The sequence below is a fragment of the Agrobacterium sp. RC10-4-1 genome (genome assembly GCF_014138475.1).
Taxonomy (GTDB): domain Bacteria; phylum Pseudomonadota; class Alphaproteobacteria; order Rhizobiales; family Rhizobiaceae; genus Agrobacterium; species Agrobacterium pusense.
The window spans coordinates 195,393-217,949 of record NZ_JACJIT010000006.1; the positions used below are offsets into that span (position 1 = coordinate 195,393).

General features: G+C 58.9%; 28 protein-coding genes. 18 read left to right on the forward strand and 10 right to left on the reverse strand.

The window, feature by feature from the left end:
• Positions 1–4 precede the first annotated feature (4 nt).
• From FHW77_RS17950 to queE, 6 genes are all read left to right on the forward strand, one after another.
• The gene (locus FHW77_RS17950; RefSeq protein ID WP_044459817.1) at positions 5–1,093 is read left to right on the forward strand and encodes an ABC transporter ATP-binding protein; all 1,089 of its coding nucleotides are present in this window, start codon (positions 5–7) and stop codon (positions 1,091–1,093) included.
• 55 nt (positions 1,094–1,148) lie between these two features.
• Entirely contained in the window at positions 1,149–1,913 is a 765-nt protein-coding gene (locus FHW77_RS17955) for a sugar phosphate isomerase/epimerase family protein (protein ID WP_035211069.1), read from the forward strand.
• A 23-nt stretch (positions 1,914–1,936) separates the two neighbouring features.
• The gene (locus FHW77_RS17960) at positions 1,937–3,070 is read left to right on the forward strand and encodes a Gfo/Idh/MocA family protein (RefSeq protein ID WP_044459818.1); all 1,134 of its coding nucleotides are present in this window, start codon (positions 1,937–1,939) and stop codon (positions 3,068–3,070) included.
• A 151-nt stretch (positions 3,071–3,221) separates the two neighbouring features.
• A complete protein-coding gene (gene queC, locus FHW77_RS17965; protein ID WP_044459819.1) occupies positions 3,222–3,932 on the forward strand; it encodes a 7-cyano-7-deazaguanine synthase QueC in 711 nt (236 codons plus the stop codon).
• Positions 3,932–4,288 (forward strand): 6-carboxytetrahydropterin synthase QueD, encoded by a 357-nt coding sequence (gene queD, locus FHW77_RS17970; protein WP_004438504.1) that lies wholly within the window; start codon positions 3,932–3,934, stop codon positions 4,286–4,288. The genes queC and queD overlap by 1 nt, the downstream gene beginning before the upstream one ends.
• A complete protein-coding gene (queE, locus tag FHW77_RS17975; protein WP_044459820.1) occupies positions 4,285–5,040 on the forward strand; it encodes a 7-carboxy-7-deazaguanine synthase QueE in 756 nt (251 codons plus the stop codon). The genes queD and queE overlap by 4 nt, the downstream gene beginning before the upstream one ends.
• 240 nt (positions 5,041–5,280) lie before the next feature.
• Here the strand turns inward: queE and FHW77_RS17980 are convergent, their stop codons facing one another.
• The 6 genes from FHW77_RS17980 to FHW77_RS18005 form a co-directional block, all read right to left on the reverse strand.
• Positions 5,281–6,330 (reverse strand): Gfo/Idh/MocA family protein, encoded by a 1,050-nt coding sequence (locus FHW77_RS17980; RefSeq protein ID WP_004438510.1) that lies wholly within the window; start codon positions 6,328–6,330, stop codon positions 5,281–5,283.
• 18 nt (positions 6,331–6,348) lie between these two features.
• Positions 6,349–7,134: a ThuA domain-containing protein gene (locus FHW77_RS17985; RefSeq protein ID WP_182590613.1), complete on the reverse strand. Its 786-nt coding sequence runs from the start codon at positions 7,132–7,134 to the stop codon at positions 6,349–6,351.
• Between the two features lie 55 nt (positions 7,135–7,189).
• Positions 7,190–8,218 carry an ABC transporter ATP-binding protein gene (locus FHW77_RS17990; RefSeq protein ID WP_044459822.1) on the reverse strand — a complete coding sequence of 343 codons (1,029 nt, stop codon included), beginning with the start codon at positions 8,216–8,218 and terminating at the stop codon, positions 7,190–7,192.
• A gap of 10 nt (positions 8,219–8,228) precedes the next feature.
• Positions 8,229–9,062 carry a carbohydrate ABC transporter permease gene (locus FHW77_RS17995; protein WP_004438518.1) on the reverse strand — a complete coding sequence of 278 codons (834 nt, stop codon included), beginning with the start codon at positions 9,060–9,062 and terminating at the stop codon, positions 8,229–8,231.
• Entirely contained in the window at positions 9,059–10,033 is a 975-nt protein-coding gene (locus FHW77_RS18000) for a carbohydrate ABC transporter permease (protein ID WP_004438520.1), read from the reverse strand. The genes FHW77_RS17995 and FHW77_RS18000 overlap by 4 nt, the downstream gene beginning before the upstream one ends.
• Before the next feature lie 63 nt (positions 10,034–10,096).
• A complete protein-coding gene (locus FHW77_RS18005; RefSeq protein WP_004438522.1) occupies positions 10,097–11,362 on the reverse strand; it encodes an ABC transporter substrate-binding protein in 1,266 nt (421 codons plus the stop codon).
• A gap of 270 nt (positions 11,363–11,632) precedes the next feature.
• Between FHW77_RS18005 and FHW77_RS18010 the strand changes: the two genes are divergently transcribed.
• The 3 genes from FHW77_RS18010 (at position 11,633) to FHW77_RS18020 (ending at position 13,406) form a co-directional block, all read left to right on the forward strand.
• Complete coding sequence (locus FHW77_RS18010) at positions 11,633–12,646, forward strand: substrate-binding domain-containing protein (RefSeq protein WP_044459944.1); 1,014 nt, start codon at positions 11,633–11,635, stop codon at positions 12,644–12,646.
• Positions 12,647–12,819: 173 nt separating this feature from the next.
• A complete protein-coding gene (locus FHW77_RS18015; RefSeq protein WP_006698591.1) occupies positions 12,820–13,017 on the forward strand; it encodes a hypothetical protein in 198 nt (65 codons plus the stop codon).
• 230 nt (positions 13,018–13,247) lie between these two features.
• A complete protein-coding gene (locus tag FHW77_RS18020) occupies positions 13,248–13,406 on the forward strand; it encodes a hypothetical protein (RefSeq protein WP_082055445.1) in 159 nt (52 codons plus the stop codon).
• Here the strand turns inward: FHW77_RS18020 and FHW77_RS18025 are convergent.
• Positions 13,403–13,987, reverse strand: a complete 585-nt coding sequence (locus FHW77_RS18025) for a DNA-3-methyladenine glycosylase (protein ID WP_044459823.1) — start codon at positions 13,985–13,987, stop codon at positions 13,403–13,405. The genes FHW77_RS18020 and FHW77_RS18025 overlap by 4 nt on opposite strands.
• Positions 13,988–14,079: 92 nt before the next feature.
• Here FHW77_RS18025 and FHW77_RS18030 point away from each other — a divergent pair, with 92 nt between their 5' ends.
• The 4 genes from FHW77_RS18030 to FHW77_RS18045 all read left to right on the forward strand — a co-directional run bounded on the left by FHW77_RS18030 (position 14,080) and on the right by FHW77_RS18045 (position 17,296).
• Positions 14,080–14,478, forward strand: a complete 399-nt coding sequence (locus FHW77_RS18030) for a hypothetical protein (RefSeq protein ID WP_044459824.1) — start codon at positions 14,080–14,082, stop codon at positions 14,476–14,478.
• Complete coding sequence (locus FHW77_RS18035) at positions 14,475–15,260, forward strand: SDR family oxidoreductase (protein WP_004438541.1); 786 nt, start codon at positions 14,475–14,477, stop codon at positions 15,258–15,260. The genes FHW77_RS18030 and FHW77_RS18035 overlap by 4 nt, the downstream gene beginning before the upstream one ends.
• Before the next feature lie 175 nt (positions 15,261–15,435).
• Positions 15,436–16,491, forward strand: coding sequence for a L,D-transpeptidase family protein (locus tag FHW77_RS18040; RefSeq protein ID WP_035211054.1), 1,056 nt, complete (start codon positions 15,436–15,438; stop codon positions 16,489–16,491).
• 19 nt (positions 16,492–16,510) lie between these two features.
• Positions 16,511–17,296: a L,D-transpeptidase gene (locus FHW77_RS18045; protein WP_044459825.1), complete on the forward strand. Its 786-nt coding sequence runs from the start codon at positions 16,511–16,513 to the stop codon at positions 17,294–17,296.
• 163 nt (positions 17,297–17,459) lie between these two features.
• Here the strand turns inward: FHW77_RS18045 and FHW77_RS18050 are convergent, their stop codons facing one another.
• The 3 genes from FHW77_RS18050 to FHW77_RS18060 form a co-directional block, all read right to left on the reverse strand.
• Positions 17,460–17,762, reverse strand: coding sequence for a DUF982 domain-containing protein (locus FHW77_RS18050; protein WP_004438551.1), 303 nt, complete (start codon positions 17,760–17,762; stop codon positions 17,460–17,462).
• Positions 17,763–17,876: 114 nt separating this feature from the next.
• Complete coding sequence (locus FHW77_RS18055) at positions 17,877–18,044, reverse strand: hypothetical protein (RefSeq protein WP_182590614.1); 168 nt, start codon at positions 18,042–18,044, stop codon at positions 17,877–17,879.
• 176 nt (positions 18,045–18,220) lie between these two features.
• Positions 18,221–18,748 (reverse strand): DUF4142 domain-containing protein, encoded by a 528-nt coding sequence (locus FHW77_RS18060; RefSeq protein WP_142186705.1) that lies wholly within the window; start codon positions 18,746–18,748, stop codon positions 18,221–18,223.
• Between the two features lie 369 nt (positions 18,749–19,117).
• On the opposite strand from FHW77_RS18060, the gene FHW77_RS18065 reads away from it, so the two are divergent.
• The 5 genes from FHW77_RS18065 to FHW77_RS18085 all read left to right on the forward strand — a co-directional run bounded on the left by FHW77_RS18065 (position 19,118) and on the right by FHW77_RS18085 (position 22,549).
• Entirely contained in the window at positions 19,118–19,318 is a 201-nt protein-coding gene (locus tag FHW77_RS18065) for a hypothetical protein (protein WP_035211052.1), read from the forward strand.
• Positions 19,319–19,528: 210 nt separating this feature from the next.
• Complete coding sequence (locus tag FHW77_RS18070; RefSeq protein WP_112416053.1) at positions 19,529–20,308, forward strand: ABC transporter ATP-binding protein; 780 nt, start codon at positions 19,529–19,531, stop codon at positions 20,306–20,308.
• A gap of 23 nt (positions 20,309–20,331) precedes the next feature.
• Entirely contained in the window at positions 20,332–21,105 is a 774-nt protein-coding gene (locus FHW77_RS18075; RefSeq protein WP_112416052.1) for a transporter substrate-binding domain-containing protein, read from the forward strand.
• A gap of 19 nt (positions 21,106–21,124) precedes the next feature.
• Complete coding sequence (locus FHW77_RS18080; RefSeq protein WP_111813358.1) at positions 21,125–21,847, forward strand: ABC transporter permease; 723 nt, start codon at positions 21,125–21,127, stop codon at positions 21,845–21,847.
• A gap of 12 nt (positions 21,848–21,859) precedes the next feature.
• Complete coding sequence (locus FHW77_RS18085; protein WP_064263132.1) at positions 21,860–22,549, forward strand: ABC transporter permease; 690 nt, start codon at positions 21,860–21,862, stop codon at positions 22,547–22,549.
• Positions 22,550–22,557: the final 8 nt, after the last annotated feature.

Sequence of the window (22,557 nt, forward strand, 5' to 3'; positions counted from 1 at the left end):
CTATATGAACAAAAGCGTTTCCATCCGCGATCTTTCGCTGTCCTTCGGCGCCGTTACCGTGCTGAAAGACCTCAATCTCGATATTTACGACGGCGAATTTCTCGTGCTGCTCGGCTCTTCCGGCTGCGGCAAGTCGACCCTTCTCAACTGCATCGCCGGCCTTCTGGAACCGACCGACGGACAGATATTCATCAAGGACCGTAACGTTACTTGGGAAGAACCGAAGGATCGTGGCATCGGCATGGTGTTTCAGTCCTATGCGCTCTATCCGCAAATGACGGTGGAAAAGAACCTTTCCTTCGGCCTTCAGGTCGCCAAAGTGCCGAAAGAGGAGATTGACCGCCGCGTCAAAAGGGCAGCCGGCATCTTGCAGATCGAGCCGCTGCTGAAACGCAAGCCAGCCGAACTTTCCGGCGGTCAACGCCAGCGCGTGGCGATCGGCCGGGCACTGGTGCGGGATGTGGATGTCTTTCTGTTCGATGAACCGCTCTCCAACCTCGATGCCAAGCTGCGCTCGGAGCTTCGCGTCGAAATCAAGCGGCTGCACCAGTCGCTGAAGAACACCATGATCTATGTGACGCATGACCAGATCGAGGCGCTGACGCTGGCTGATCGCATCGCCATCATGAAAAGCGGCGTCATCCAGCAGCTTGCTGACCCTGTCACCATCTACAACAAGCCAAGGAACCTGTTCGTCGCAGGCTTCATCGGCTCGCCTTCGATGAATTTCCTGCGCGGCGAGCTGATCGAAAAAGACGGCAAGGTGGTCTTCACCACCAATGGCGTGACTTTCGCACTGGACGGTTATCATGCGGAAACGCCGCTTGTCGCCGGTCGCGCGGTGGTTCTGGGCGTTCGCCCCGAACATGTGCGCGTTGATGCCGATATCGTCGGCGGGGAGGTGCACGAGGCGATCGTCGATATCGAGGAACCGATGGGCGCCGACAATCTGATCTGGCTTAAACATGCCGGCCATACCATGTCGGTGCGCGTTGGCGGCCACAGACGGTTTTCACCCGGCACCAAGGTGCGCCTTGGCCTCGACATGACCATGGCCTCGCTGTTCGACGCGCAAAGCGAGGAACGGCTCTAAAGGGCGCTGACCACTCCCACACATTCCCAAGACCCACATCTCTATGGAGGAGACAATGACAGAACTCGGTTTTCAGCTTTACAGCGCCCGTAATTTTCAACCCTTTTCCGATATTCTGAAGAAGCTCTCAGCGGCAGGTTACAAACACGTGGAAGGTTACGGCGCCATGTATGCTTCGCTGGATGAAGCCGGCCTGAAAGGTCTGCGTGCCGAACTGGACGCCAACGGCCTGACCATGCCCACCGGTCATTTCGGTCTCGATCTTCTTGAAGGCGATCCCAAAAAGGCGCTGAATATTGCCAGCGCTCTGGGTGTGGAAGCAATCTATTGCCCTTACCTGATGCCCGACCAGCGCCCTAACGATGCCGCCGGCTGGTTCGCCTTTGGCAAGCGCCTGCAGGAAGCCGGAAAGCCCTTCGTGGATGCCGGGCTGGTCTTCGGTTGGCATAACCACGACTTCGAGTTCAAGGCGCTTGCCGATGGCTCAACGCCGCAGGAGCAGATATTTGCCGGTGGCCCCGACCTGAAATGGGAGGCGGATATCGCCTGGATTATCAGGGGCAATGCCGATCCGCTCGCCTGGATCGAAAGCTACGGCAAGCGCATCAACGCCGTGCACGTGAAGGACATCGCGCCCGCAGGGGAGAATAAGGATGAAGATGGCTGGGCCGATGTCGGCCATGGCACCGTCGACTGGAAGGGCCTCGTCGCGGCGCTGAAGGCGAAATCCGCCACGAAACATTTCGTGGTCGAACACGACAACCCGAAGGACATCGATCGACTGATTACCCGTTCTATCGCGTCGTTCAAAACCTATTAAGTCTCAGATTTCGGAGTTTCATCATGGCCAGAGATCTTGGCGTCGGCATCATCGGATGCGGCAATATCTCGTCTGCTTATTTTTCGCTGGCACCGCTCTTCAAGGGCATAAAGGTGCTGGCCTGCGCTGACCTCAACCGCAATGCAGCGGAACTGAGAGCGGAAGAATTCGGTGTTGTCGCGCAGTCCATCGAGGAATTGCTCGCCAACCCGGAAATCGACGTGGTGGTGAACCTTACAATCCCCGCCGCGCATTTTCCGGTATCGAAAGCCATTCTCGAGGCGGGTAAGCACGTCTATTCGGAAAAGCCGCTGGTGCTGTCGCTGGAAGAGGGCGAGGAACTGCGGCGCATCGCCCGCGAGAAGAACCTCTCCGTCGGCTGCGCACCGGACACCTTCCTCGGCGGAGCGCATCAGCTTGCCCGGCAATATATCGATGACGGCAAGGTCGGCCGCATTACGTCGGGCACATGCCATGTGATGAGCCCCGGCATGGAAATGTGGCACCCCAATCCGGGCTTCTTTTTCCTCAAGGGCGGCGGGCCGATCCTCGATCTCGGTCCGTATTACATCGCCAATCTTATCAACCTCATTGGCCCGGTCAAACGTGTCGGCGCGCTCACCTCGATGGCAAATCCGACCCGTACGGTGACCAGCCAGCCGCTGAACGGCGAGATCATCCCTGTCGAGACCCCGACAAATATCCATGCCCTGCTGGAATTCGGGAATGGTGCGACGATCACGCTTTCGGCGAGCTGGGATGTCTGGTCGCATCGTCATGCCAATATGGAACTCTATGGCACGGAAGGCTCGATCTACGTGCCGGATCCGAATTTCTTCGGCGGTGTTGTCGAAGCCAGCGGTCGCGACAAGAATATCCAGCCGCTGGAAGACTGGGCTCACCCCTTCGGCATCGCCAATCAGGAAAGCCCGAACGGTCCGCGTGCAAATTACCGCACGGCCGGTCTTGCCGATATGGCGATTGCCATTCTGGAGGGGCGCGACGCGCGCTGCTCGCTGGATCGTTCCCTGCACGGTATCGACGTGATGACGTCGATCCTGAAGTCCGGCGAAGAGGGCCGTTTCATCGAGATGACGACGACCTGCACGCAGCCGGCCGCGCTCGGCATTGAGGAGGCGCAGGCGTTGCTGCGCTGAGGACGGAAGATCATTCCTTGAAAAGCGGTGAAGGTAACTTTGCCGCTTTTCGTGATTTCAGCTAGGGCCTTCACAAATTCCCCGCTTTGCTTTAAAGCCGCCCCTGTAATCCGGTCGCAGCCCACCCGGTCAAAACAAGGGATCCCAACTTATGAAAACCATCGTCATCTGCTCCGGCGGATTGGACTCCGTTTCGCTTGCGCATAAAATCGCCGCGGAACATGAACTTTTAGCTCTCGTCTCCTTCGATTATGGCCAGCGCCACAGGAAGGAACTGGATTTTGCCGCCGATTGCGCCAGACGGCTCGGCGTGCCGCATCATGTCATCGACATCAGAACCATCGGCGCGCATCTCACCGGTTCCGCACTGACCGACGATGTGGAGGTGCCTGATGGCCACTACGCCGAAGAGACCATGCGCTCCACCGTGGTGCCGAACCGCAATGCCATCATGCTCACCATCGCTTTCGGCCTGGCTGCCGCGCAACAGGCGGAAGCAGTGGCGATTGCCGTTCATGGCGGCGATCACTTCATCTACCCGGATTGCCGGCCGGGCTTCATTGACAGCTTCAACGCCATGCAGGCGCATGCGCTTGAAGGTTATGCTGATGTGAAACTTTTTGCGCCCTACGTCACCGTTTCCAAGGCGGCCATCGTGACCGATGGCGCGAAATATGGAACGCGCTTCGGTGAAACATGGTCCTGTTACAAGGGCGGCTTGCGTCACTGCGGCCGCTGCGGCACCTGCGTGGAGCGGCGCGAAGCCTTCCATCTTGCCGGCGTCACCGATCCGACAGACTATGAGGACCCGGATTTCTGGGTGGCCGCGACCCATGCTTTTGCGGCGCAGGAGGTGCGTTGATGTTCCGCATCACCAAGGAATTTCACTTTTCCGCCTCGCACCAGTTGAAAAGCCTGCCGTCGGATCACCAGTGCAATCGGCTGCACGGGCATAATTACATCGTCGAAGTGGAACTGTCAGGCGAAGAGCTGAACGAGCACGGTTTCGTGCGCGACTATCACGAGCTCGCACCGTTGAAGCGCTATATCGACGATCATTTTGATCATCGTCACCTGAATGATGTCCTCGGCCATGACCGGGTCACGGCGGAATGCCTGGCGAAGCATTTCTATGACTGGTGCAAGGATCGTCTGCCTGAAACCAGTGCCATCCGCGTCAGCGAAACCGCCAAGACCTGGGCAGAATACCGGCCATGACGGCGGCCCGACAAAAGAGTGCAGCGAAGGACACCACGATCCGCATCAGTGAAATCTTCGGCCCGACCATTCAGGGCGAAGGTCTGCTGATCGGTCTGCCGACGGTTTTCGTTCGCACTGGCGGCTGCGACTATCGCTGTTCCTGGTGCGATACGCTGCACGCGGTCGATAGCGATTATCGCGACACGTGGAAACCGATGCCGGTCGATGCAATCTGGCAGGAGGTGCGGCGGCTTTCCGGTGGCGTACCGCTGACGGTCTCGCTGTCTGGCGGCAATCCGGCCATCCAGCCGCTTGGGTCGCTGATCGCAAAAGGGCACGGTGAAGGCTATCGTTTCGCGCTGGAAACGCAGGGCAGTATCGCCAAAGACTGGTTTGCCGATCTCGACCATCTGGTTCTGAGCCCCAAGCCGCCATCGAGCGGCATGGAAACGGACTGGCAGGCTTTTGAAGTCTGTCTTGCCGCTGCCGGCGAAGGGCCGCAGGTGGCCCTGAAGATCGTGGTCTTTGACGATGCGGATTACGCCTATGCCAAAGCGGCATCCGCGCGTTTCCCGTATTTGCCGGTTTACCTCCAGCCCGGCAACCACACCCCGCCGCCGCCGGATGATGACGATGCGCGTGTCGATATCGATGGGGTAATGGAGCGGATGTTGTGGCTGGTGGATAAGGTTAGCGAAGATCGCTGGTTTTCCGCCCGCGTGCTGCCGCAGCTGCATGTGTTGTTATGGGGGAACAAGCGCGGGGTGTGAAGTTGTGCGGGAGTGAAATTCTACGCTTTAGTTTGCATCCTCAAGAAGCGCACAATGTATTGAGCGAGTGTAAGCCGCTTGTTTCTTCTCCCCGAGAGGGAGACGTCCGCGGCAGCGGGATGAGGGGGCGAGCTCTCCGAAATCCGGCAACGTTGGCCCTCATCCGACCCTTCGGGCCACCTTCTCCCCTCGGGGAGAAGAAACCTGCGGCAAAGTGATGCCGCAGGTTATTCTTTCACATCAAGCCGAAACGGCCAACTCGCGTCTCTCCCGATCCGCAATGATCGACAGATCGAGTACCTTCTGCAGATTGGCAGCGTGGCGGAAGTCGGGATCGGCGACGCCGCCTTCCATCACGGCCTTGGCGAATTTTTCGTAGTTCGTCGGCACGGGATCGACATCGATCGTCTTCCAGATCGCCTTTTCCACATCCTCGCCGATGCAGGCACGCAGGCTGGAATAGTCGGGCGTGTGAATGACTTCGAGTGCGCCCTTGTCGCCGTGGATGCGCAAACGAAGTTCGTTGAGGTGGCCCGTCGCCCAGCGGCTGGCATGAATGACGCCCATGGCGCCGTTTTCCAGTTCGGCCGTCATGGTGAAGCTGTCATTTGCATCCAGATCGTAAGCGCCGATCTTGTTGCCCTCATATTTGTCGAAGGTCTTCAGCCGAGTGAAGATGCGTTGCACATCGCTGCCTGCGCCATAAGAGGCGAAGTCAAGTATGTGGATGCCGACATCACCCAGCACGCCGTTCGAGCCATGCTTGGTGGAAAGCCGCCACAACCACTTGCTCTCCGTCATCCAGTCGCCCCATGCCTTGGAAACGAGCCAGCTCTGGAGATAGGAGGCTTCCAGATGGCGAACCTTGCCGATCTTGCCGGCCAGCACCATCTCGCGCGCGGCCTGCAAGGGGGCGACGTTGCGATAGGTGAGATTGACCATGGCAACGAGGCCGGCCTTTTCGGCCGCGTCGGCCATTTCGGCGGCATTCGCGTAGTTTTCCGCCAGCGGTTTTTCGCAGAAAACGTGCTTGCCCGCCGCAAGCAGCTTCAGGCTCGTGGGGTGATGGATGGCATCGGGCGTGACATTCGCCGCCGCATCGAATTCACCCCAGGCAATGGCGTCATCCAGCGAAGTGAAAGAGAGCGGGATGTTATGGCGCAGCGCAAAGGCCCGTGCCACCACGTCGTCCACATCCACCGCCGCAACCAGTTCGACGCCGGGGATCTGAGAGAAATATGTGGCATGGTTGTTGGCCATGCCACCGGTTCCGAGAATGAGAAGTCTCATGCCAGTATCTCCAAGCCCTTACCTGTAACCTGCTTCGCCTGCCTTATGCAGCTTGGGACCACGTTCCTCGATAGGCTCGAGCGCCTTATCGACGGGAACATTCGGCGCGTCGTGAATACTCTTCAGGGCGCCGACCGGATTATAGGCCCATTTTACAGAATTGCTGATGACCTTCTGCACATTGGCGTCGTGATAGGTCGGATAAGTTTCATGGCCGGGGCGGAAATAGAAGATATTGCCGGCACCACGACGCCAGGTGAGACCCGAACGGAAAACTTCACCGCCCTGGAACCAGGAAATGAAGACGGTCTCGAGCGGTTCCGGTACGGAAAACTGCTCGCCATACATCTCCTCGTTTTCCAGCTCGAAATGCTCGGGCAGGCCGGCGGCGATCGGGTGGCGGGGATTGATGGTCCACAGGCGTTCGCGTTCGCCCGCCTCGCGCCACTTCAGTGCGCAAGGCGTACCCATCAGGCGCTTGAACGGCTTGGAGAAGTGGCCGGAATGCAGGACGATGAGGCCCATGCCTTCCCAGACGCGCTTGGCGACGCGCTCCACAATGTCATCCTGAACTGCGCCGTGGTCCTTGTGGCCCCACCAGACGAGAACGTCGGTCTTGTCGATACGCTCCTGTGAAAGGCCGTGCTCCGCCTCCTGCAGCGTGGCGGTGGTGGCGTTGATCTCGGGATTTTGGTTCAGCGCATCGGCGATGGTGTTGTGCATGCCGTTTGGATAGATCGAACGCACCGTCTCATTGATGTGTTCGTGAATATTTTCGCCCCATACAACGGTGTTGATGGTCATTCTCATGCTCCTTGGTGAAAGCCGGCTACTTGGGTTGTCCCGGCGGAAGTTAGGTTCAGGCGGCGCCGCGAGCGGGGTTGCGGGCAATTGCCCGGCCCTCGGCGTCAAAACGGTGGATCTGCGCCGTATCCGGCACGATGGTGATACGCTCGCCCGCCTTGCGGCCGGTCACGCCCTCTTCACGTACGACAACGGGCTCACCGGCGCCGATCTCGACATAGATGTAGCTGTCCGATCCGAGCATTTCCGAATGCACGATTTCTCCACCCCAACCGCTGCCGTCGCTGGCGATGGTGATGTGTTCCGGCCGGACACCGATCGTTTTTGCGCCTTCCGATTCCGCATACTTGCCTGCCAGGAAGTTCATCTTCGGCGAGCCGATGAAGCCGGCGACGAAGGTGTTGACCGGACTTTCGTAAAGCTCGAGCGGCGTGCCGATCTGCTCGACCCGACCGTCGCGCAGGACGCAGATGCGGTCGGCGAGTGTCATCGCCTCCACCTGATCGTGGGTGACGTAGATCATCGTCGTGTCATGCATCGAGCGATGCAGCTTGGCGATCTCGAGACGCGTGGCCACGCGCAGCGCCGCATCGAGGTTGGAGAGCGGCTCGTCAAACAGGAAGACCTTCGGATCGCGCACGATGGCGCGGCCGATGGCGACACGCTGGCGCTGGCCGCCAGAAAGCTGCTTCGGCAGGCGCTCCAGATAGGGCGTGAGCTGCAGCATCTCCGCTGCCGCTTCGACGCGCTTCCTGCGCTGTTCTTTGTCCGCGCCCGACAACTTCATGCCGAAAGCCATGTTTTCGAACACGGTCATGTGCGGATAAAGTGCATAGGACTGGAAGACCATGGCGACGCCGCGTTTGGCGGGCGGCAGGCGGTTTACTGTCTCACCGTCGAAGGAGAGCGTGCCGCCGGTGATTTCTTCCAGCCCGCATATGAGGCGTAGCAGCGTGGACTTGCCACAGCCTGAAGGGCCGACAAAAACCATGAATTCGCCGGAGCGGATATCCATGTCGATGCCCTTGATGACATCGAAGGCGCCAAAGGATTTGCGAAGATCGCGCAATTGAATGGTGGTCATGATGTTTCTCCTAGCCTTTGACGCCGCCGGCCGTGAGGCCGGAGATGATGCGTCGCTGGAAGATCAGAACGAGGACGACGAGGGGCGCGGTAACGATGACGGACGCGGCCATGATCGTTCCCCAGGGAATTTCGAACTGTGAGCCGCCCGACAGCAGCGCGATGGCGACCGGCACCGTGCGCTGCTCGTTCGATGAGGTGAAAGTGAGCGCGAAGAGGAACTCGTTCCATGCCGCGATGAAGGCGAGGAGCCCCGTCGTGACGAGCGCAGGCCACATCAAAGGCATGAACACCTGTGTGATGATGACCCAGGGCGATGCGCCGTCAACGATGGCTGCTTCCTCGATTTCGATCGGCAGGTCGCGCATGAAGGTTGTCAGGACCCAGACCGTGAAAGGCAGGGTGAAGATCATATAAGAAAAGATCAGCGCCAAGGGCGTGTTGAAGATGCCCGCCCAGCGGATCAGTTCAAACAGGCCGGCGAGAACGGCAATCTGCGGGAACATCGAAACCGACAGAATGGTGAGCAGCAGCAATGCGCGGCCCCGGAAGCGGACGCGAGCAAGCGCATAGGACGCGGTGACCGCCAGAAACAGAGACAGGATGACGACGGATGATGCAACAAGCAACGAATTGCCGAGATTGCGCAGGAACGTGCCGTTGCCAATGACGAAACTGTAATTGGTGAGCGAAAATTCGCGCGGCCAGTAATTAACCTGGAACAACGCCGAGCCCGATTTCAGACTGGTCAGGATCGCATAATAAAACGGGAATACCGAAATCACCATGATGACGGCGACCAGCGCATAAAAGGCGGTGGTTTTCAGGATGCTGGGCAAGGTCATCGCTGGGCTCCATCGGTGTTGACACGCCCGAGCCACATATAGATGACCGTGATCGAGGCGATGATGAGGAACAGCATGGTGGAGGCGGCGGCGCCATAGGCGAACTTGTCGAAATCGAACAGATTCTCGCGCGCCAGCACCGACATGGTGCGGGTCTGGGCATTATTCGGCGTCAGGATGTAGATGAGGTCGAAAACGCGCATCGCATCCAGCATACGGAAGATGACGGCGACCATCAGGGCAGGGCGGATCATCGGCAGGGTAACGCGGAAGAACACCTTGACGGGGTGGATGCCATCCACCTTGGCCGCTTCATACATGTCCTTCGGCACCATTTGCAGACCGGCGAGAATGAGCAGCGCCATGAAGGGCGTGGTCTTCCAGATGTCGACGATAAGCACGGCGATCATCGCGGTCTCGGGGTTGGCGGTCCAGGCGATCTTGTTGGAGATCAGGCCTAGATTAAGGAACAGGTCATTCAAGATGCCGAACTGGTCGTTCAGCATCCACGCCCACATTTGCGCAGAGACGATGGTGGGAATGGCCCATGGCACAAGAATGGCAGCGCGCACGAGGCCGCGTCCCTTGAATTCGGCATTCAGCACCAGAGCGACGATGAGGCCGAGCACCGTTTCGAGGCTGACCGAAACGATGGTGAATTTCAGCGTGTTGAGAACCGCCCCCCACCATGCGGGGTCGGCAAGCAGGCCTCGATAGATCGTGCGGCCGCTGCTGAGCGTGATCCAGGTGAGATAGTTCTTGAGGCCGACGAATTGTGCTCCCTCCAGATTGGTGAGCGAGGCGTCGGTGAGGCTGAACCACACGGTGCGCACGAGCGGCCAGCCCGCCACCAGCGCCAGCACGAGAAATGTGGGGGCAAGGAACAGCCAGGCGGATTTCAAGCGTTCTGACTGCAGATCGGAACCTGTGCCGGATGCCGTGACCGGTCTTTGAAGGGCGATGTCGTTCATGGGGATATCTCGCGGTTGGGGCGCGGGAGACGATCAGGCGAGACCGTTCCCGCGCGGGCCGGATTACCAGCCGTTGCCTTTGAGATCGGTCAGTTCAACCTCGAGAAGCTCAAGATTTTCAGCGGCCGTGCCGTTGCCGGAGAGCGTGTTGTGGACCGCACCCCAGAACTTGGCCGAAACCTCGTTATATTTCACCTTGGCCGAGGCGGAAGGACGCGGGACGGCGGTCTGGAAGATCGGCTTCCATGTCGGCATGAAGGGCTGCGCGGCCGCAACATCCTTGTCGTCGTAAAGCGAAGCGATCGTCGGCATGTTGGAAAGCTGAACGGCGCGCATCTTCTGGGTTTCCTTGGATGCGATAAACTTCACGAGCTCAATGGCAGCTTCCTGGTTGGCTGAATACTTGGATACGGCGAGATTCCAGCCGCCGAGCGTTGAGGCCGGTGCCTCGCCCTCGGCGCCAGCCGGGAGCGGTGTTACGCCGAACTTGCCCTTGATGGCGCTGTCGTCGCCATTGCCGAGCGCGTAGGCGTAGGGCCAATTGCGCATGAAGACGGAGTTGCCGGTTTGCCAGACGCCGCGCGCTTCCTCTTCCTTGTAGGCAAGCACGCCCTGCGGCGCGATGGTGCCGACCCATCCCTTGGCAGTTTCGATGGCGGCAGCAGCCTTTTCATTGTTGACGGAGATATCGCCATTGCTTTCGACGATATGGCCGCCGCCGGCGGAAGCAATCCATTCCAGGGCATTGCAGGTGAGGCCTTCATAGGCGCTGCCCTGGAAGACAAAACCCCAGAGGTCCTTCTGGCCCGCTTCACGCTCCTTGTCCTGGATTTCCTTCGCGGTTTCGCTCAGCTCCTTCCAGGTTTTCGGCGGTTGCTTGCCGTATTTTTCGAGCAGGTCCTTGCGATAGAACAACGCGGGCGCGTCTGTGAACATCGGCATGGCGACGAGTTTGCCGTCCACGGTTTGCGATGCGACGATGGAGGGGAAATGATCTCCGATGACATCCTTGGTCGCCGCGGTCAGGTCCACGAATTGGTCGGCAAGCTGCGGCGCCCAGATAACGTCCGTCTGGTAGACATCGACATCCTTGTTACCCGCGGCAAGCCACAGCCGGTACTGGCTGAACTGCTCGCTGGAGGATGATGGCATGGTGACGAGATTGACCTTGTGGCCGGTTTGTTTTTCGAAAGCCGCAATGCGTTCTTTGAAGAATGCGACGTTCTTGCCGGTGGAATTGGCGGCGATGGAAATCTCGGCCGCCTGCGCGGAAACGGCGGCGGAAAGTACGCTGCCGCACAGGAACAAAGTCTTCATGGAAATATTCATTGTCAAACTCCTCCGTTGACGCTCCCGATTGTCCTCAAAATTGAAAGCGCTTTTGACTAAAAGGAAGCTCGCAAAAGCCGGGCAATCTGTCAATACTCTTTCTAATCGAGCGAAAATCGGGCGTTTTTGCCTGCAAATTTTCACCATTTGCCTTTCAAGATGGTGGACTGTAAGGTTTCAGGTGGGAAGAAATTGAAATCGTTTTCAATTTTTGTCGACTTGAAAAATCCGCAGCGGCGACGCATGCAGGGGGCGAATTGGCAAAAAAACATGAAGCTCAAGGAATTCGCAGAAAAGGTTGGCCTGTCGCCCACCACCGTTAGCAGAGCGCTGGGCGGCTATCCCGAAGTGCGTGAGGAAACGCGTCAGCGGGTCATGGAGGCTGCGCTCAAATACGGGTATTTGCCGAATGCCAATGCCGTGCGGCTGGCAACCGGCAGGGCCGGCGCCATCGGTGTCGTTATGGGCCGGTCGGGCGGAGGACATTTCTTTTCGGAATTCATGGGCGGCATGGCCACCCGGCTGGAACGGGAAGAGACCGACATTCTCGTCAGCGTGACAGTTGACAACAATCTCGATGAGGAGCTGGCTATTTTCAGCCGGCTGGCGGCGAGCGGTCGTGTGGATGGCATTATCGTGCACTCACCGCGTCCGGAGGATGAGCGTATCGCGCTGCTCAACCGGCTCGGCGTACCCTTCATCGTGCACGGGCGCTCAAAGACACCCTTCGAACATGCCTGGCTCGATATCGACAACCATGATGTGACCTATCGCCCGACGATCCATTTTCTCGAGCGCGGCCACCGGCGTATAGCCCTCATCAATGGGCCGGTCGGACGAACCTTCGTACGGGATCGTGAACAGGGTTTCCGCGAGGCGCTGGCTACCCACGGCATTACGCCCGATCCGCGCTTCATGATGAACGAGCACTTCAGCGAAGAGACCGCGTTCCGCTTCGCCCGTTCGCTGCTGGAGCAGACACCGCGCCCGACAGCCTTTGTTGCGGGTGCCATGATGACGGCACAGGGCGTCTACCGTGCTGCGACCCAGATGGGGCTGACAATCGGCAAGGATGTTTCCGTCATCGCCCATGACGATGTGTTTCCTTACCTCACGCCTGAAAGCATGATGCCGCCGCTTTCCACCACCCGCTCGCCCATGCGCATGGCAGGAATAAGGGTGACGGACCTTCTTCTGCAGATCATCGGCGGTCGCCCCGTCCGCGAGGTTCAGGAACTGTGGCCTGTGGAACTGATTTTGCGAGAATCGGTTGGCCCTGCCTGAGCTTTGGGCCATAGCTCACTGATTCCACTCCATTTTGTGAACGCCGATTGAGAACGTTCGCCTTTAGTCATCTATACGACAGCATCGTCTCATGTATAATCGGAAGGGTATCGGGTTCATGGAACAGAGACCCGGACCGGCGCGTTGAGGGACGTGTCGATGGAGGACGATGGATGTTTGAATTTCTAAAACCGCAACAGCAGCCTGTAATCGATGACGTCGAGGCGACCGGCACCTATGCCGATGCGTTGCTCAACGTAACGAGCCCGGAATTGACACGTTCCACGGCGCGCGAACACGGGCATGAAGCCCATTCACGCGATTATTGTGAAAATCGCGACATTTCCCGTAGCGCTCTCGGTTTTGCCTGAGCGATCACGAAATCTTCCTCGAAAAAAACGGAACGGACGGACCGCGCCTGCGTTTCCTTCCTACGACCCGCAGGGCGGCGCAACGTGATCCAGAGGACCTTCCCGGCTTTATGACCGATGGGCGAGCTGGGTGTTGCGTCGTCTGAGTGGCGGCGTTGCAACGCAGTGTCGCGATAGATCAAGAGCAGCGACTTCCGTGAGGTCCGCGGCGCTGACATCAGGAGACCGCAATGACGACAATTCCGGTTGAGTTCTATCCGGAACCGCCGATGCCGGTTCCACCCCAGCCCGACATCCCCCCGATCAAAGAGCCGGAGCCCGACCGTTTGCCGGACGAGGTGCCCACACCCAATCCCGACGAAAACGACGAGCCCCCGAAGGTGTTTTAGGCCGGATCGGGTGACTCGAATTTTTTGCTCACAAAAGGTGAGTGCGCGAGTCCGAAACGCCAGGGATAATCGATCGCTCGGCTGATGCCGATCCGCCTGCCGATGCTGACGGCGGTTGCCGTTTTCGGCAGCTGCAGGAAAAAACGTGGCGCCTCGAGCGCGGCGCCGTCCATTTCTCCCGTGATGGCCATTGCCTGACAAAGCCTTCCCGGGCCGGAGCATAGGAGTCTGAGTTTGTCAGTTCCCCGTCGCAGTTTCATCATGTCGATACCGGTTCGCGGTTCGATCGCGCGAAGAAGCACGGCTGAACCCGGGGAACAGACGAAGTTGGCGCACCAGTGAATGCCGTACGACCGGTAGACGTAGAGACGTCCGGCCGGCCCAAACATTGCCCGGTTGCGCGGGGTTTTCCCATTGAAACTGTGCGACGCCGGATCATCTCGATGATAAGCTTCGGTCTCGACGATGACGCCGCCGGTGTTGCCGACGCGAAATTCCGCTCCGATGAGCGCGCGGGCCACATCCACTGCGTCGCGAAGGAAAAAACTCTTGTCCATTTCCGGACCAAAGACCTGATTCATCGGAACCCCTTCCACGCTATGTCGTTCTGAAGTGAGCTTTTACTCATTTCCCGCATCGGCCTTGTCGATGAATTCCAGCCGGAGGGCATGTCATGCAACTTTCGACGACTTATGTAAAACGCAATGACGGATCTATCTCCGTCGAGTTTGCCGGCAGCGACGGCGATCACGTTTCGGTTCGCCTTGCCGATGGCCTGGAAGGGATCGACGACGCGGAAGCGATTAAACGGGCGAGCGCCGTGATGGTCCAACTCACCGCATTTGGAACGCGCCAGGGCGCCGACGCACCCTCGCAATTTTCCCGCCTTGGAACGGCTCAGAATGATGGAACGCGCGAGCAGTGTGAGCGCGTGCAGGCGAGCGCCCGGACCGCGAGGGACCGTGACGTTCTGGAGGAGGAGCTGGAAGAGGGGCTGGAGGACAGCTTTCCGGCCAGTGATCCCGTCTCGGCGACCGTTACCTCCATCGCCTCGCGAAAAGGGGGGCTGTGACATTGACTGTTCGTAAAGTCGCTCTCGTGACCGGGGCCGGTTCAGGTATCGGACGCGCCGCCGCCCTTCATCTCTCCACCCAGGGTTTTTCGCTCGGGCTGCTCGGGCGCACGCAATCCGAACTGGAGGACGTTGCCGACGACATTACCGCTCGTTCCGGCGCCTCGAAAATTCTCATCGCCGACGTTTCGGATGAGGAGGCCATGCGGAGCGCCGTTGCAGCGCTGGTGGAGGATTTTGGCCGCCTTGACGTCGTGGTGGCCAATGCTGGCGTCAACGGTGTCTGGGCGCCTATCGATGAACTCAAACCCTCGGAGTGGGACGACACGATACGCATCAATCTCCGCGGCACCTATCTCACGGTTCATGCCAGCGTGCCACATCTGAAGGCGGCAGGCGGCGGTTCCATCGTCATTGTCTCCTCGATCAACGGCACGCGCACCTTCACTTCGCCCGGCGCGACCGCCTATTCGGTCACAAAGGCAGGGCAGCTTGCCATGGCCCAGCAACTGGCGCTGGAGCTTGGGCGGCACCGCATCCGTGTCAACGCAGTGTGCCCGGGTGCGATCAAAACGGCAATCGACGAGAATACAAAGATACGCGCACGGGAAAAAACCGAGGTGCCGGTTCGCTTCCCCGCGGGAGATATTCCGGTGACGGGCGGTGTGGCGGGAACGAGCGAGGATGTCGCCGAGCTGATCGGTTTTCTCGCCTCCGATGCGTCCCGCCACGTGACCGGCACACCGGTCTGGATCGACGGCGGCCAGGGGCTTCTTCGCTAGATGCTTCTCCGGCGTCATGCCCGGAGACCATCACGGGCTTGTGTCCCTATGATTAACGAAAGGGTAACGTCTGTTCACGAGACTTTGTCCATGGATGAGGTTGCCGTGTTGTGGCCACCTTCGATAGTTAAGCGTCTGCCGGAAAGGCGGGCAAATCAGGCGGGCAGAAATATCCATGGGTATGCAGGCTGTGCTGAACTTCGCGGTGGCGGGGTTGCGGCAAAAGTTCAAGACGGGGGCAAGACTGGCTGCGGTCATCGCGATCGGCGGTAGCCTTGCCGCGTGCACCTCAATGGGTCTCGACAGCGTGAAAAAAGACCCGCCGAAGCTGTCGTCCAAGATGATGGCGCAGATGTCAGCCAAAAGCATGCGTCCGGAAAGCCCGGTTCTCGTTCGCATCTTCAAGCAGGAGAGCGAGCTCGAGGTCTGGAAGATCGACAAGACCGGCAATTATGCGTTGCTGAAGACATATCCCATGTGTCGCTGGTCCGGAAAACTCGGGCCGAAGATGAAAACGGGAGACCGTCAGGCGCCGGAGGGTTTTTATCATGTCTCGGCCGGCATGTTGAACCCGAACTCGCAATATTACGTCTCATTCAATCTCGGTTATCCCAACCGGCTGGAATCCGCGCTCGGCTATACCGGCGAGGCGCTGATGGTGCACGGCGCCTGTTCGTCTTCCGGCTGCTACGCGATGACAGACGCGCAGGTGGGTGAGATCTATGCCATTGTCGCGCGTGCGCTGCAGGGTGGGCAGGACCGCTTCCAGGTCCAGGCCTATCCCTTCCGCATGACCGCAAGGAACATGGTGGCGCACCGGAACGACCCCAACATGCCCTTCTGGAAGACGCTGAAGGAAGGTTACGATTATTTCGAGGTGACGCGCCGCCAGCCCAAGGTCTCCGTCTGTGGCCGCCGTTATGTCTTCAATAGTGAATTTGCCGAAGGCGAGCCTGCCGATCCGCTGGCAGCATGCCCGCCGGCCGTCAACCAGAATGACCCGCTGGTGGCATCGAGGCTGGCCGAGGAGCAACAAAAACTTGCCGCGGCGATGAGCGAGGGAACTTCCGCCCCCCTCAGCGCATATGTAGACGGCGGCATGCATCCGAGCTTCCGGGCCATACTGAAATCGAGCGGCGCCAAGGCAATGGCTTCGCAGGTTTCCGGCACGAAGTACCCTATAAGCCGCCCCGAGGCGGCGCTGGCAGATCCCTTTGCCAGTGTGAGATGACGTAAATGAGGTTTTTCAATTGAACGAGACGATGACGACCCGGCGGGGTTTCCTGCTTGGAGCAGGCGGTTTGGCACTTGCCGGACTTGCGGGTTGCAACACCACGGCACGTGAAGCCACGAGGCCGGCCGCTCCCGCGGAAGATCCGATGTACGCGCTGATGTACGGCCCGAAACCGGACGAGCAGTTCCCGCTGCCGGAAATTCCCTATAAGCGCATTCCGCGCCAGTTCCTGCGGCAGATGGTGGCGAACCCGACCGGCGAGCGTCCCGGCGTGATCGTGGTCGATACTGCCAACCATTTCCTTTATCTGACCTATGAAAACGGGCAGGCCATGCGTTACGGCGTGGGTCTTGGCCGCGCAGGCTTCGAGTGGTCGGGCCGCGGCGTCATCCAGTACAAGCGGCAATGGCCGCGCTGGACACCGCCAGACGAAATGATCGCCCGTCAGCCGGAGCTGGAGCCTTATAGCAGCCGCAATGGCGGCATGGAGCCGGGCCTCAAGAATCCGCTCGGTGCGCGTGCACTTTATATCTTCAAGGATGGCAAGGACACTATCTATCGTCTGCACGGCTCGCCCGAATGGTGGACAATTGGCAAATCCGTGTCTTCGGGCTGCGTTCGCCTGCTGAACCAGGACATAGTCGATCTCTACAATCGCGTGCCCGATGGGACGCCGATTGTGGTGACAGCGCTCGGTCCCGCACAGCAGGGTGTGCCGATTGGTCAGGAAGGCGTGCCTGTCGCGCAATATGGCAATGGCGCGGTCGGTGACGGCTTGTCACAGCCGATGCAGACCTACTGACCCAAGAGGTGTGGGCCGCCGGCAACGGCGGCCAACCGCGTCGGGCGGTCCGCTGTCGGTATCATTCATGGCGTTGTACCTCGCAGGTAAACGACGCAGCACGCTACCGGTGCCCCGCCGGAACAGCGGGACTTAGCCAGGAAATGTGTTCTGGCACAGCCCTCTAGCCGACTGCGCGGCTCATGGGCAACATTTCATCGAAATGGACCGGACCGGCCATAACCAGCGGCATGCTCGCCTCAAGGCAGGCGGAGATGAATGCTTCCCGTGCCACTTCCGCGGCTTCGAGCCTGGACAGCGCGGCGCGGCATTTTTGCACGGCCCGCTTATAGCGTTCACCACGGCGAAGCGGCCATTCGTTTTCCAGAAAATCCAGGGCGTCGTAAACGCTGAGAAACGATCTCTCAAGGCCGCATTGCATGCGCACCCGAACAGGTGCTCTAAACAAAACTTCCGGGCTGTTCATCTTTACCTCCAATCTTAAACAACCAGATCAAGAAGCCTGAAAAATATTGGGGCGGCGGCGCCCCGGATCAAGATCGGAAACACGAATTTTCGCTGCGCCGATAAGCGTCGGCACCTAGCGTTGTTCTTTATGCTCTCTGTGCGGACACCGCTTCATCATTTTGTCGATGGCCGCCTTATCACCTGCAAACCGTTCAAACAGTTCTGCCGCCTGCACCAAGCTCAACGCATATACTTCCTGAATCTGTTCGATAGTGTAGTTTCGGGTGTTCGCATCGTTCATTTTTCAGCCGTCCTTCTTGCGATGAACGCGCGGAGGATTGTGAAGCTCTGCTGCCGGGATCCGGCCTGAAGAATTTCGCCGGCGCGCCGCCTGATCAACTCGCACGTCTGGGTGCGAGCCTAGCCGTGTCGCGCCAGCTTCTCCATCACACAAAGATCACCAGCAGCCATCTATCGTCAGTTTTTGTCGAGGCCCTGGGCCATTTCCAGATGATGCTGGAGCGCCGGTAGTGTTTTTGCCGCCCACGCCTTCAGCTCCGGATTATCGCCGCCTTCGGCGTAGCGCTTGAAAAGATCAACGGCGTCTTCATGCGCATCGACCTGGTCATCGATATATTCTTCGCTGAATTCGTTGCCGTCGAGTTTTGCGAGGTCGTCTACCTCTTCCTTGTGATCATCTGTCAGAGCGGTGACCGGTGTCCCGTTCACCTTGCCGCCGGATAACAGGGTTTTCAGTTCCGAACTGGTTTTCTCATGCTCGGTGATCATTTGCTGCGCAAAGGCTTTGGTTTCCTCGTTTCCTTTGGTGAGGGCGAGTTTGCTTGATTCAATTTCGAAGATATCGCTTGCCGAGGCCTGCAAGATGAAATCCTCGGTTTTTGGCGCGACGCCGAGTGCGGAATTGACGCCAGTGGATTCCGTCGCGGATTGCGCCAAAGCAGTTCCGGCGACGAGCGCGAACGCGAGGGAAAGAATGGTCTTCATTGTTGAGCCTCCTGATGGTTGAGGCATCACCAACCGTGATGGGCAAGAAATGTTCCTCGGGGTGAAAGAACAGCCCGCTTGAACGGCGTTGCCGGTTGCAGGAGTTGACGCATCGCCTCGGGATAATGTCCATGCGAGGCGGGCACTCTGTACGGGCCAGAATTCACGGGTCGACTTCGATCTGAATGATGCTATGGTTCATCTATTGCCATCAACCGAATTCGTAGGCGGTGGTAACTGAGGGTTACTATGTGCTCCCGCCTGCTTTTTGGGGGGGGCGCACATATGTTGTATCCGTCAGATTTCGAATATTGTCTGCTACGACGAATTCTGGTTCGGTGGGCCGCCCGTTTCACATCAGATGAGACGTTGCAGGCCAAACTCGTGGAAAAGACGATACGCAAAACTCTTCAGGATTTTCTGCTGAAGGATGATGGCGCAGCCATCGACCTTGAGTTGCTCGCGACGATGCGCCGGTTGGCGTTATGCGAGTTTGGTGTGAAAAGAGATCAGCAAAATCAGGCGCCGCCGGTTGACGTGGCCGAAGGACGCGGCGCATCTCCGCAATAGCGGTATTTCCGCAGTGATATCTCTCCGATTGCGCCAAAGGGCGGTACGGAGAACGGTGGCCGGATATCGGCAGTTGACCGCAATTTTCTTTCTTTTCCATTGGCGGGAATGTTTTTTCCTTTCCGAGATGCAATAGAGCGGTTATTTCCGCGTCAGAAAACGCGCACTTTGCTAGATGTGCGCAGCTATTGACATGACCCGGACCCTTTGATGACGACTGACGTTCCCTGCGCATTGGCGGTTGATGATATCCACAAGAGCTTTGGTTCTCACGAGGTTCTGAAAGGTATTTCGCTCAAGGCGCAGAAAGGGGACGTCATTTCCGTCATTGGCTCCTCAGGCTCCGGCAAGAGCACCTTCCTCAGATGCATCAATTTCCTCGAAGTTCCGGATCGTGGGCGCGTTATCGTGAATGGCGAGGAAGTGGCCGTGAAGTACGGTCGGGACGGCAATGCCATGCCGCAGAGCTGGCGCCAGGTGGAGCGTTTGCGCACCGGTCTTGGCATGGTCTTTCAGAATTTCAATCTATGGGCCCACCGCACTGTACTTGAGAACATCATAGAAGCCCCGGTGCATGTGATGGGCGTGAAACGTGCGGAAGCCATCGAGAAGGCTGAAGCGCTGCTGCACAAGGTCGGGCTTTACACGAAGAAGGATGCTTATCCGGCGTTCCTGTCCGGCGGTCAGCAGCAGAGGGCAGCCATAGCCCGCGCGCTCTGCGTGGAGCCGGCGGTGATGTTGTTCGACGAACCCACCTCGGCGCTGGACCCGGAGCTGGTCGGCGAGGTGTTGAAGGTGATCCGTGATCTCGCCGAGGAAGGCCGCACCATGCTTCTGGTGACACATGAGATGCGTTTTGCGCGCGATGTGTCGAGCCATGTCATGTTCCTGCATCAAGGCCGCGTGGAAGAAGAAGGACCGCCGGAACGCGTCTTCGGCAATCCTCTGAGTGCAAGGTGCCGGGAATTCACCGGCGCGCTCGCGAGCTGATTTTTTCGTAACAGGAGATTTAAATGAAATTCTTCGCCTCAATGCTGGCCGGTACGGCTTTCGCACTCTCCGCTTTCTCCGCCAGCGCAGACGTCCGCTTCGGCGTCATGAACGAAAGCTATCCGCCTTTCTTCGCGCAGGACGCCAGCGGCAAGTGGCAGGGCTGGGAAATCGACCTGATGGATGCCGTCTGCGCCGAGATGAAGGAGAAATGCTCCATCGTCGCGCTATCCTGGGACGGTCTCATTCCCGCGCTTGAGAGCAAGAAATTCGATGTGATCTGGTCTTCCATGTCCAACACGCAGGAGCGCCAGAAGGTGATTGGCTTCACCGACAAATATTACAATACCCCGAGCAAGCTGATCGGGGCCAAGGACGGAAAGCCGGGGACAACGGCTGAAGACGTGAAAGGCAAGACCATCGGTATCCAGGTCGCCACCATTCAGTCTGCCTATTATGCAAAGTATTTCAAGGACGTAGCCGACGAAAAAACCTACCAGACGCTGGATGAGGCGTTTCAGGATCTGGCTGCGGGTCGTATCGATTACGTCTTTGGTGACTCACTTGTTCTCGACACGTTCCTGAAAAGCGATGCCGGCAAGGATTGCTGCGCGGATGCCGGCAATGTTGCTGACGACCCGGAAATCCTCGGACTTGGCGTGTCAGGTGGCGTACGCAAGGACGACACCGAACTGAAGCAGAAGCTGAACGCCGCCATCGCCGCCGTCCGCGCCAGCGGTAAATATGATGAGATCACCAGGAAGTACTTCAGCTTCGATATCTACGGCGCGAAGTAATCCGGGTCGGGTTCGGCAGATGGCAAGCCTGGATACAATGTTGCAGCTTCTGTCGCCCTATCCTCCGGGATGGGGTGGTACTCTGTTGACGGGTGCTGCAGCGACGCTTGCCATCTCGGCCGGGGCCTATCTCATCGGCATCGTCATCGGCATGGCGGGCGCCTTGGGCAAGCTTTCGGGCAACCGCGTGCTCGAAACCGTCCTCAATCTCTACACCACGCTCATCCGCTCCGTGCCGGAACTGATCCTGATTGTGGGGCTTTATTATGCCGGAACCGACGGGCTCAATCGCCTGCTGCAGCTGGCTGGATTGCCGGTGCTCGAGGTCAACGGCTTCATAGCAGCAGTGGCGGTTCTGGGCTTCGTGCAGGGCGCCTACATGACGGAAGTGCTGCGCGGGGCGATAATGGCGATCCCCAACGGCCAGATCGAAGCGGCGAGGGCTTTCGGCATGTCTCCCCTCCTGCGGTTTCGCCGTGTCGTTCTACCGGCGCTTTTGCCCAATGCCCTGCCGGGGCTTTCCAACCTGTGGCTCGCCGTCACCAAGGACAGTGCGCTTGTCGCCGTTGTGGGGTATCAGGAACTGGCGCTCGCGACCCGGCTCGCCGGTGCAAGTACCAAGCAGTATTTCCTGTTCTTCATGGCTGCGGCCCTGATGTATCTGGCGATCACCCTCGTCTCCAATGTCATCTTCAGGCAGATCGAACGGCACGTGCGCCGTGGTCAGCCCAGTCTGGCGTGAGGGAGATTGGCGATGGATTTTTCTTGGGTCGGGAAATACTGGCCGCTTCTTCTCTCCGGCGCATGGCAGACGATCGCCCTGCTCGTGATCTCCGTCTGCTGCGGTTTCGTTCTCGCCATCGGACTTGCCTTCGCGCAGGTCAGCGGCGGCCGAATGATCCGGATTCTCGCGCGTGGTTATTGCACCTTTTTTCGGGGCACGCCGCTGCTGATACAGCTCTGGCTGCTCTATTACGGCGTGGGGTCGCTCTTGCCCATGGTGCCGGGGCTGCGGCAAAGCTTTCTGTGGCCGGTGCTGCGCGAAGGTTTCTTTTTTGCGGCGGTCAGCTTCACGCTGAACTACGCAGCCTATGAAGCCGAAGTTCTTCGTGGTGCGTTGCTCGGCGTTCCGAAAGGCGAACTTGAGGCGGGCAGGGCCTTCGGCATGAGCCGGTTCACGCTGGCGCGCCGCATCTGGCTGCCGCGCGCGATCCGCGCGGCGCTGCCGACGATCGCGGGTGAAGTGGTGATGCAGCTGAAAGCCACGCCGCTTGCGTTCACGGTGACAGTCATGGATCTTTACGCCGTCGCCTACAAGGTGCGGCAGGACACGCTGCTGGTCTACGAGCCGCTTTTCGTCGTGACGATTTTTTATCTCATCCTCACCGCCATCATTGCCCGCTGCTTCGGTTTCATCGAGGCGCAGGTGCCGGTGCGCCGATAGCCTATCAA

Bases quoted from the DNA above. Each gene is read 5' to 3' on its own strand.
- FHW77_RS17950 (WP_044459817.1), top strand. From the start codon at position 5: ATGAACAAAAGCGTTTCCATCCGCGATCTTTCGCTGTCCTTCGGCGCC.
- FHW77_RS17955 (WP_035211069.1), top strand. From the start codon at position 1,149: ATGACAGAACTCGGTTTTCAGCTTTACAGCGCCCGTAATTTTCAACCC.
- FHW77_RS17960 (WP_044459818.1), top strand. From the start codon at position 1,937: ATGGCCAGAGATCTTGGCGTCGGCATCATCGGATGCGGCAATATCTCG.
- queC (WP_044459819.1), top strand. From the start codon at position 3,222: ATGAAAACCATCGTCATCTGCTCCGGCGGATTGGACTCCGTTTCGCTT.
- queD (WP_004438504.1), top strand. From the start codon at position 3,932: ATGTTCCGCATCACCAAGGAATTTCACTTTTCCGCCTCGCACCAGTTG.
- queE (WP_044459820.1), top strand. From the start codon at position 4,285: ATGACGGCGGCCCGACAAAAGAGTGCAGCGAAGGACACCACGATCCGC.
- FHW77_RS17980 (WP_004438510.1), bottom strand. From the start codon at position 6,330: ATGAGACTTCTCATTCTCGGAACCGGTGGCATGGCCAACAACCATGCC.
- FHW77_RS17985 (WP_182590613.1), bottom strand. From the start codon at position 7,134: ATGACCATCAACACCGTTGTATGGGGCGAAAATATTCACGAACACATC.
- FHW77_RS17990 (WP_044459822.1), bottom strand. From the start codon at position 8,218: ATGACCACCATTCAATTGCGCGATCTTCGCAAATCCTTTGGCGCCTTC.
- FHW77_RS17995 (WP_004438518.1), bottom strand. From the start codon at position 9,062: ATGACCTTGCCCAGCATCCTGAAAACCACCGCCTTTTATGCGCTGGTC.
- FHW77_RS18000 (WP_004438520.1), bottom strand. From the start codon at position 10,033: ATGAACGACATCGCCCTTCAAAGACCGGTCACGGCATCCGGCACAGGT.
- FHW77_RS18005 (WP_004438522.1), bottom strand. From the start codon at position 11,362: ATGAATATTTCCATGAAGACTTTGTTCCTGTGCGGCAGCGTACTTTCC.
- FHW77_RS18010 (WP_044459944.1), top strand. From the start codon at position 11,633: ATGAAGCTCAAGGAATTCGCAGAAAAGGTTGGCCTGTCGCCCACCACC.
- FHW77_RS18015 (WP_006698591.1), top strand. From the start codon at position 12,820: ATGTTTGAATTTCTAAAACCGCAACAGCAGCCTGTAATCGATGACGTC.
- FHW77_RS18020 (WP_082055445.1), top strand. From the start codon at position 13,248: ATGACGACAATTCCGGTTGAGTTCTATCCGGAACCGCCGATGCCGGTT.
- FHW77_RS18025 (WP_044459823.1), bottom strand. From the start codon at position 13,987: ATGAATCAGGTCTTTGGTCCGGAAATGGACAAGAGTTTTTTCCTTCGC.
- FHW77_RS18030 (WP_044459824.1), top strand. From the start codon at position 14,080: ATGCAACTTTCGACGACTTATGTAAAACGCAATGACGGATCTATCTCC.
- FHW77_RS18040 (WP_035211054.1), top strand. From the start codon at position 15,436: ATGGGTATGCAGGCTGTGCTGAACTTCGCGGTGGCGGGGTTGCGGCAA.
- FHW77_RS18050 (WP_004438551.1), bottom strand. From the start codon at position 17,762: ATGAACAGCCCGGAAGTTTTGTTTAGAGCACCTGTTCGGGTGCGCATG.
- FHW77_RS18055 (WP_182590614.1), bottom strand. From the start codon at position 18,044: ATGAACGATGCGAACACCCGAAACTACACTATCGAACAGATTCAGGAA.
- FHW77_RS18060 (WP_142186705.1), bottom strand. From the start codon at position 18,748: ATGAAGACCATTCTTTCCCTCGCGTTCGCGCTCGTCGCCGGAACTGCT.
- FHW77_RS18070 (WP_112416053.1), top strand. From the start codon at position 19,529: ATGACGACTGACGTTCCCTGCGCATTGGCGGTTGATGATATCCACAAG.
- FHW77_RS18075 (WP_112416052.1), top strand. From the start codon at position 20,332: ATGAAATTCTTCGCCTCAATGCTGGCCGGTACGGCTTTCGCACTCTCC.
- FHW77_RS18080 (WP_111813358.1), top strand. From the start codon at position 21,125: ATGGCAAGCCTGGATACAATGTTGCAGCTTCTGTCGCCCTATCCTCCG.
- FHW77_RS18085 (WP_064263132.1), top strand. From the start codon at position 21,860: ATGGATTTTTCTTGGGTCGGGAAATACTGGCCGCTTCTTCTCTCCGGC.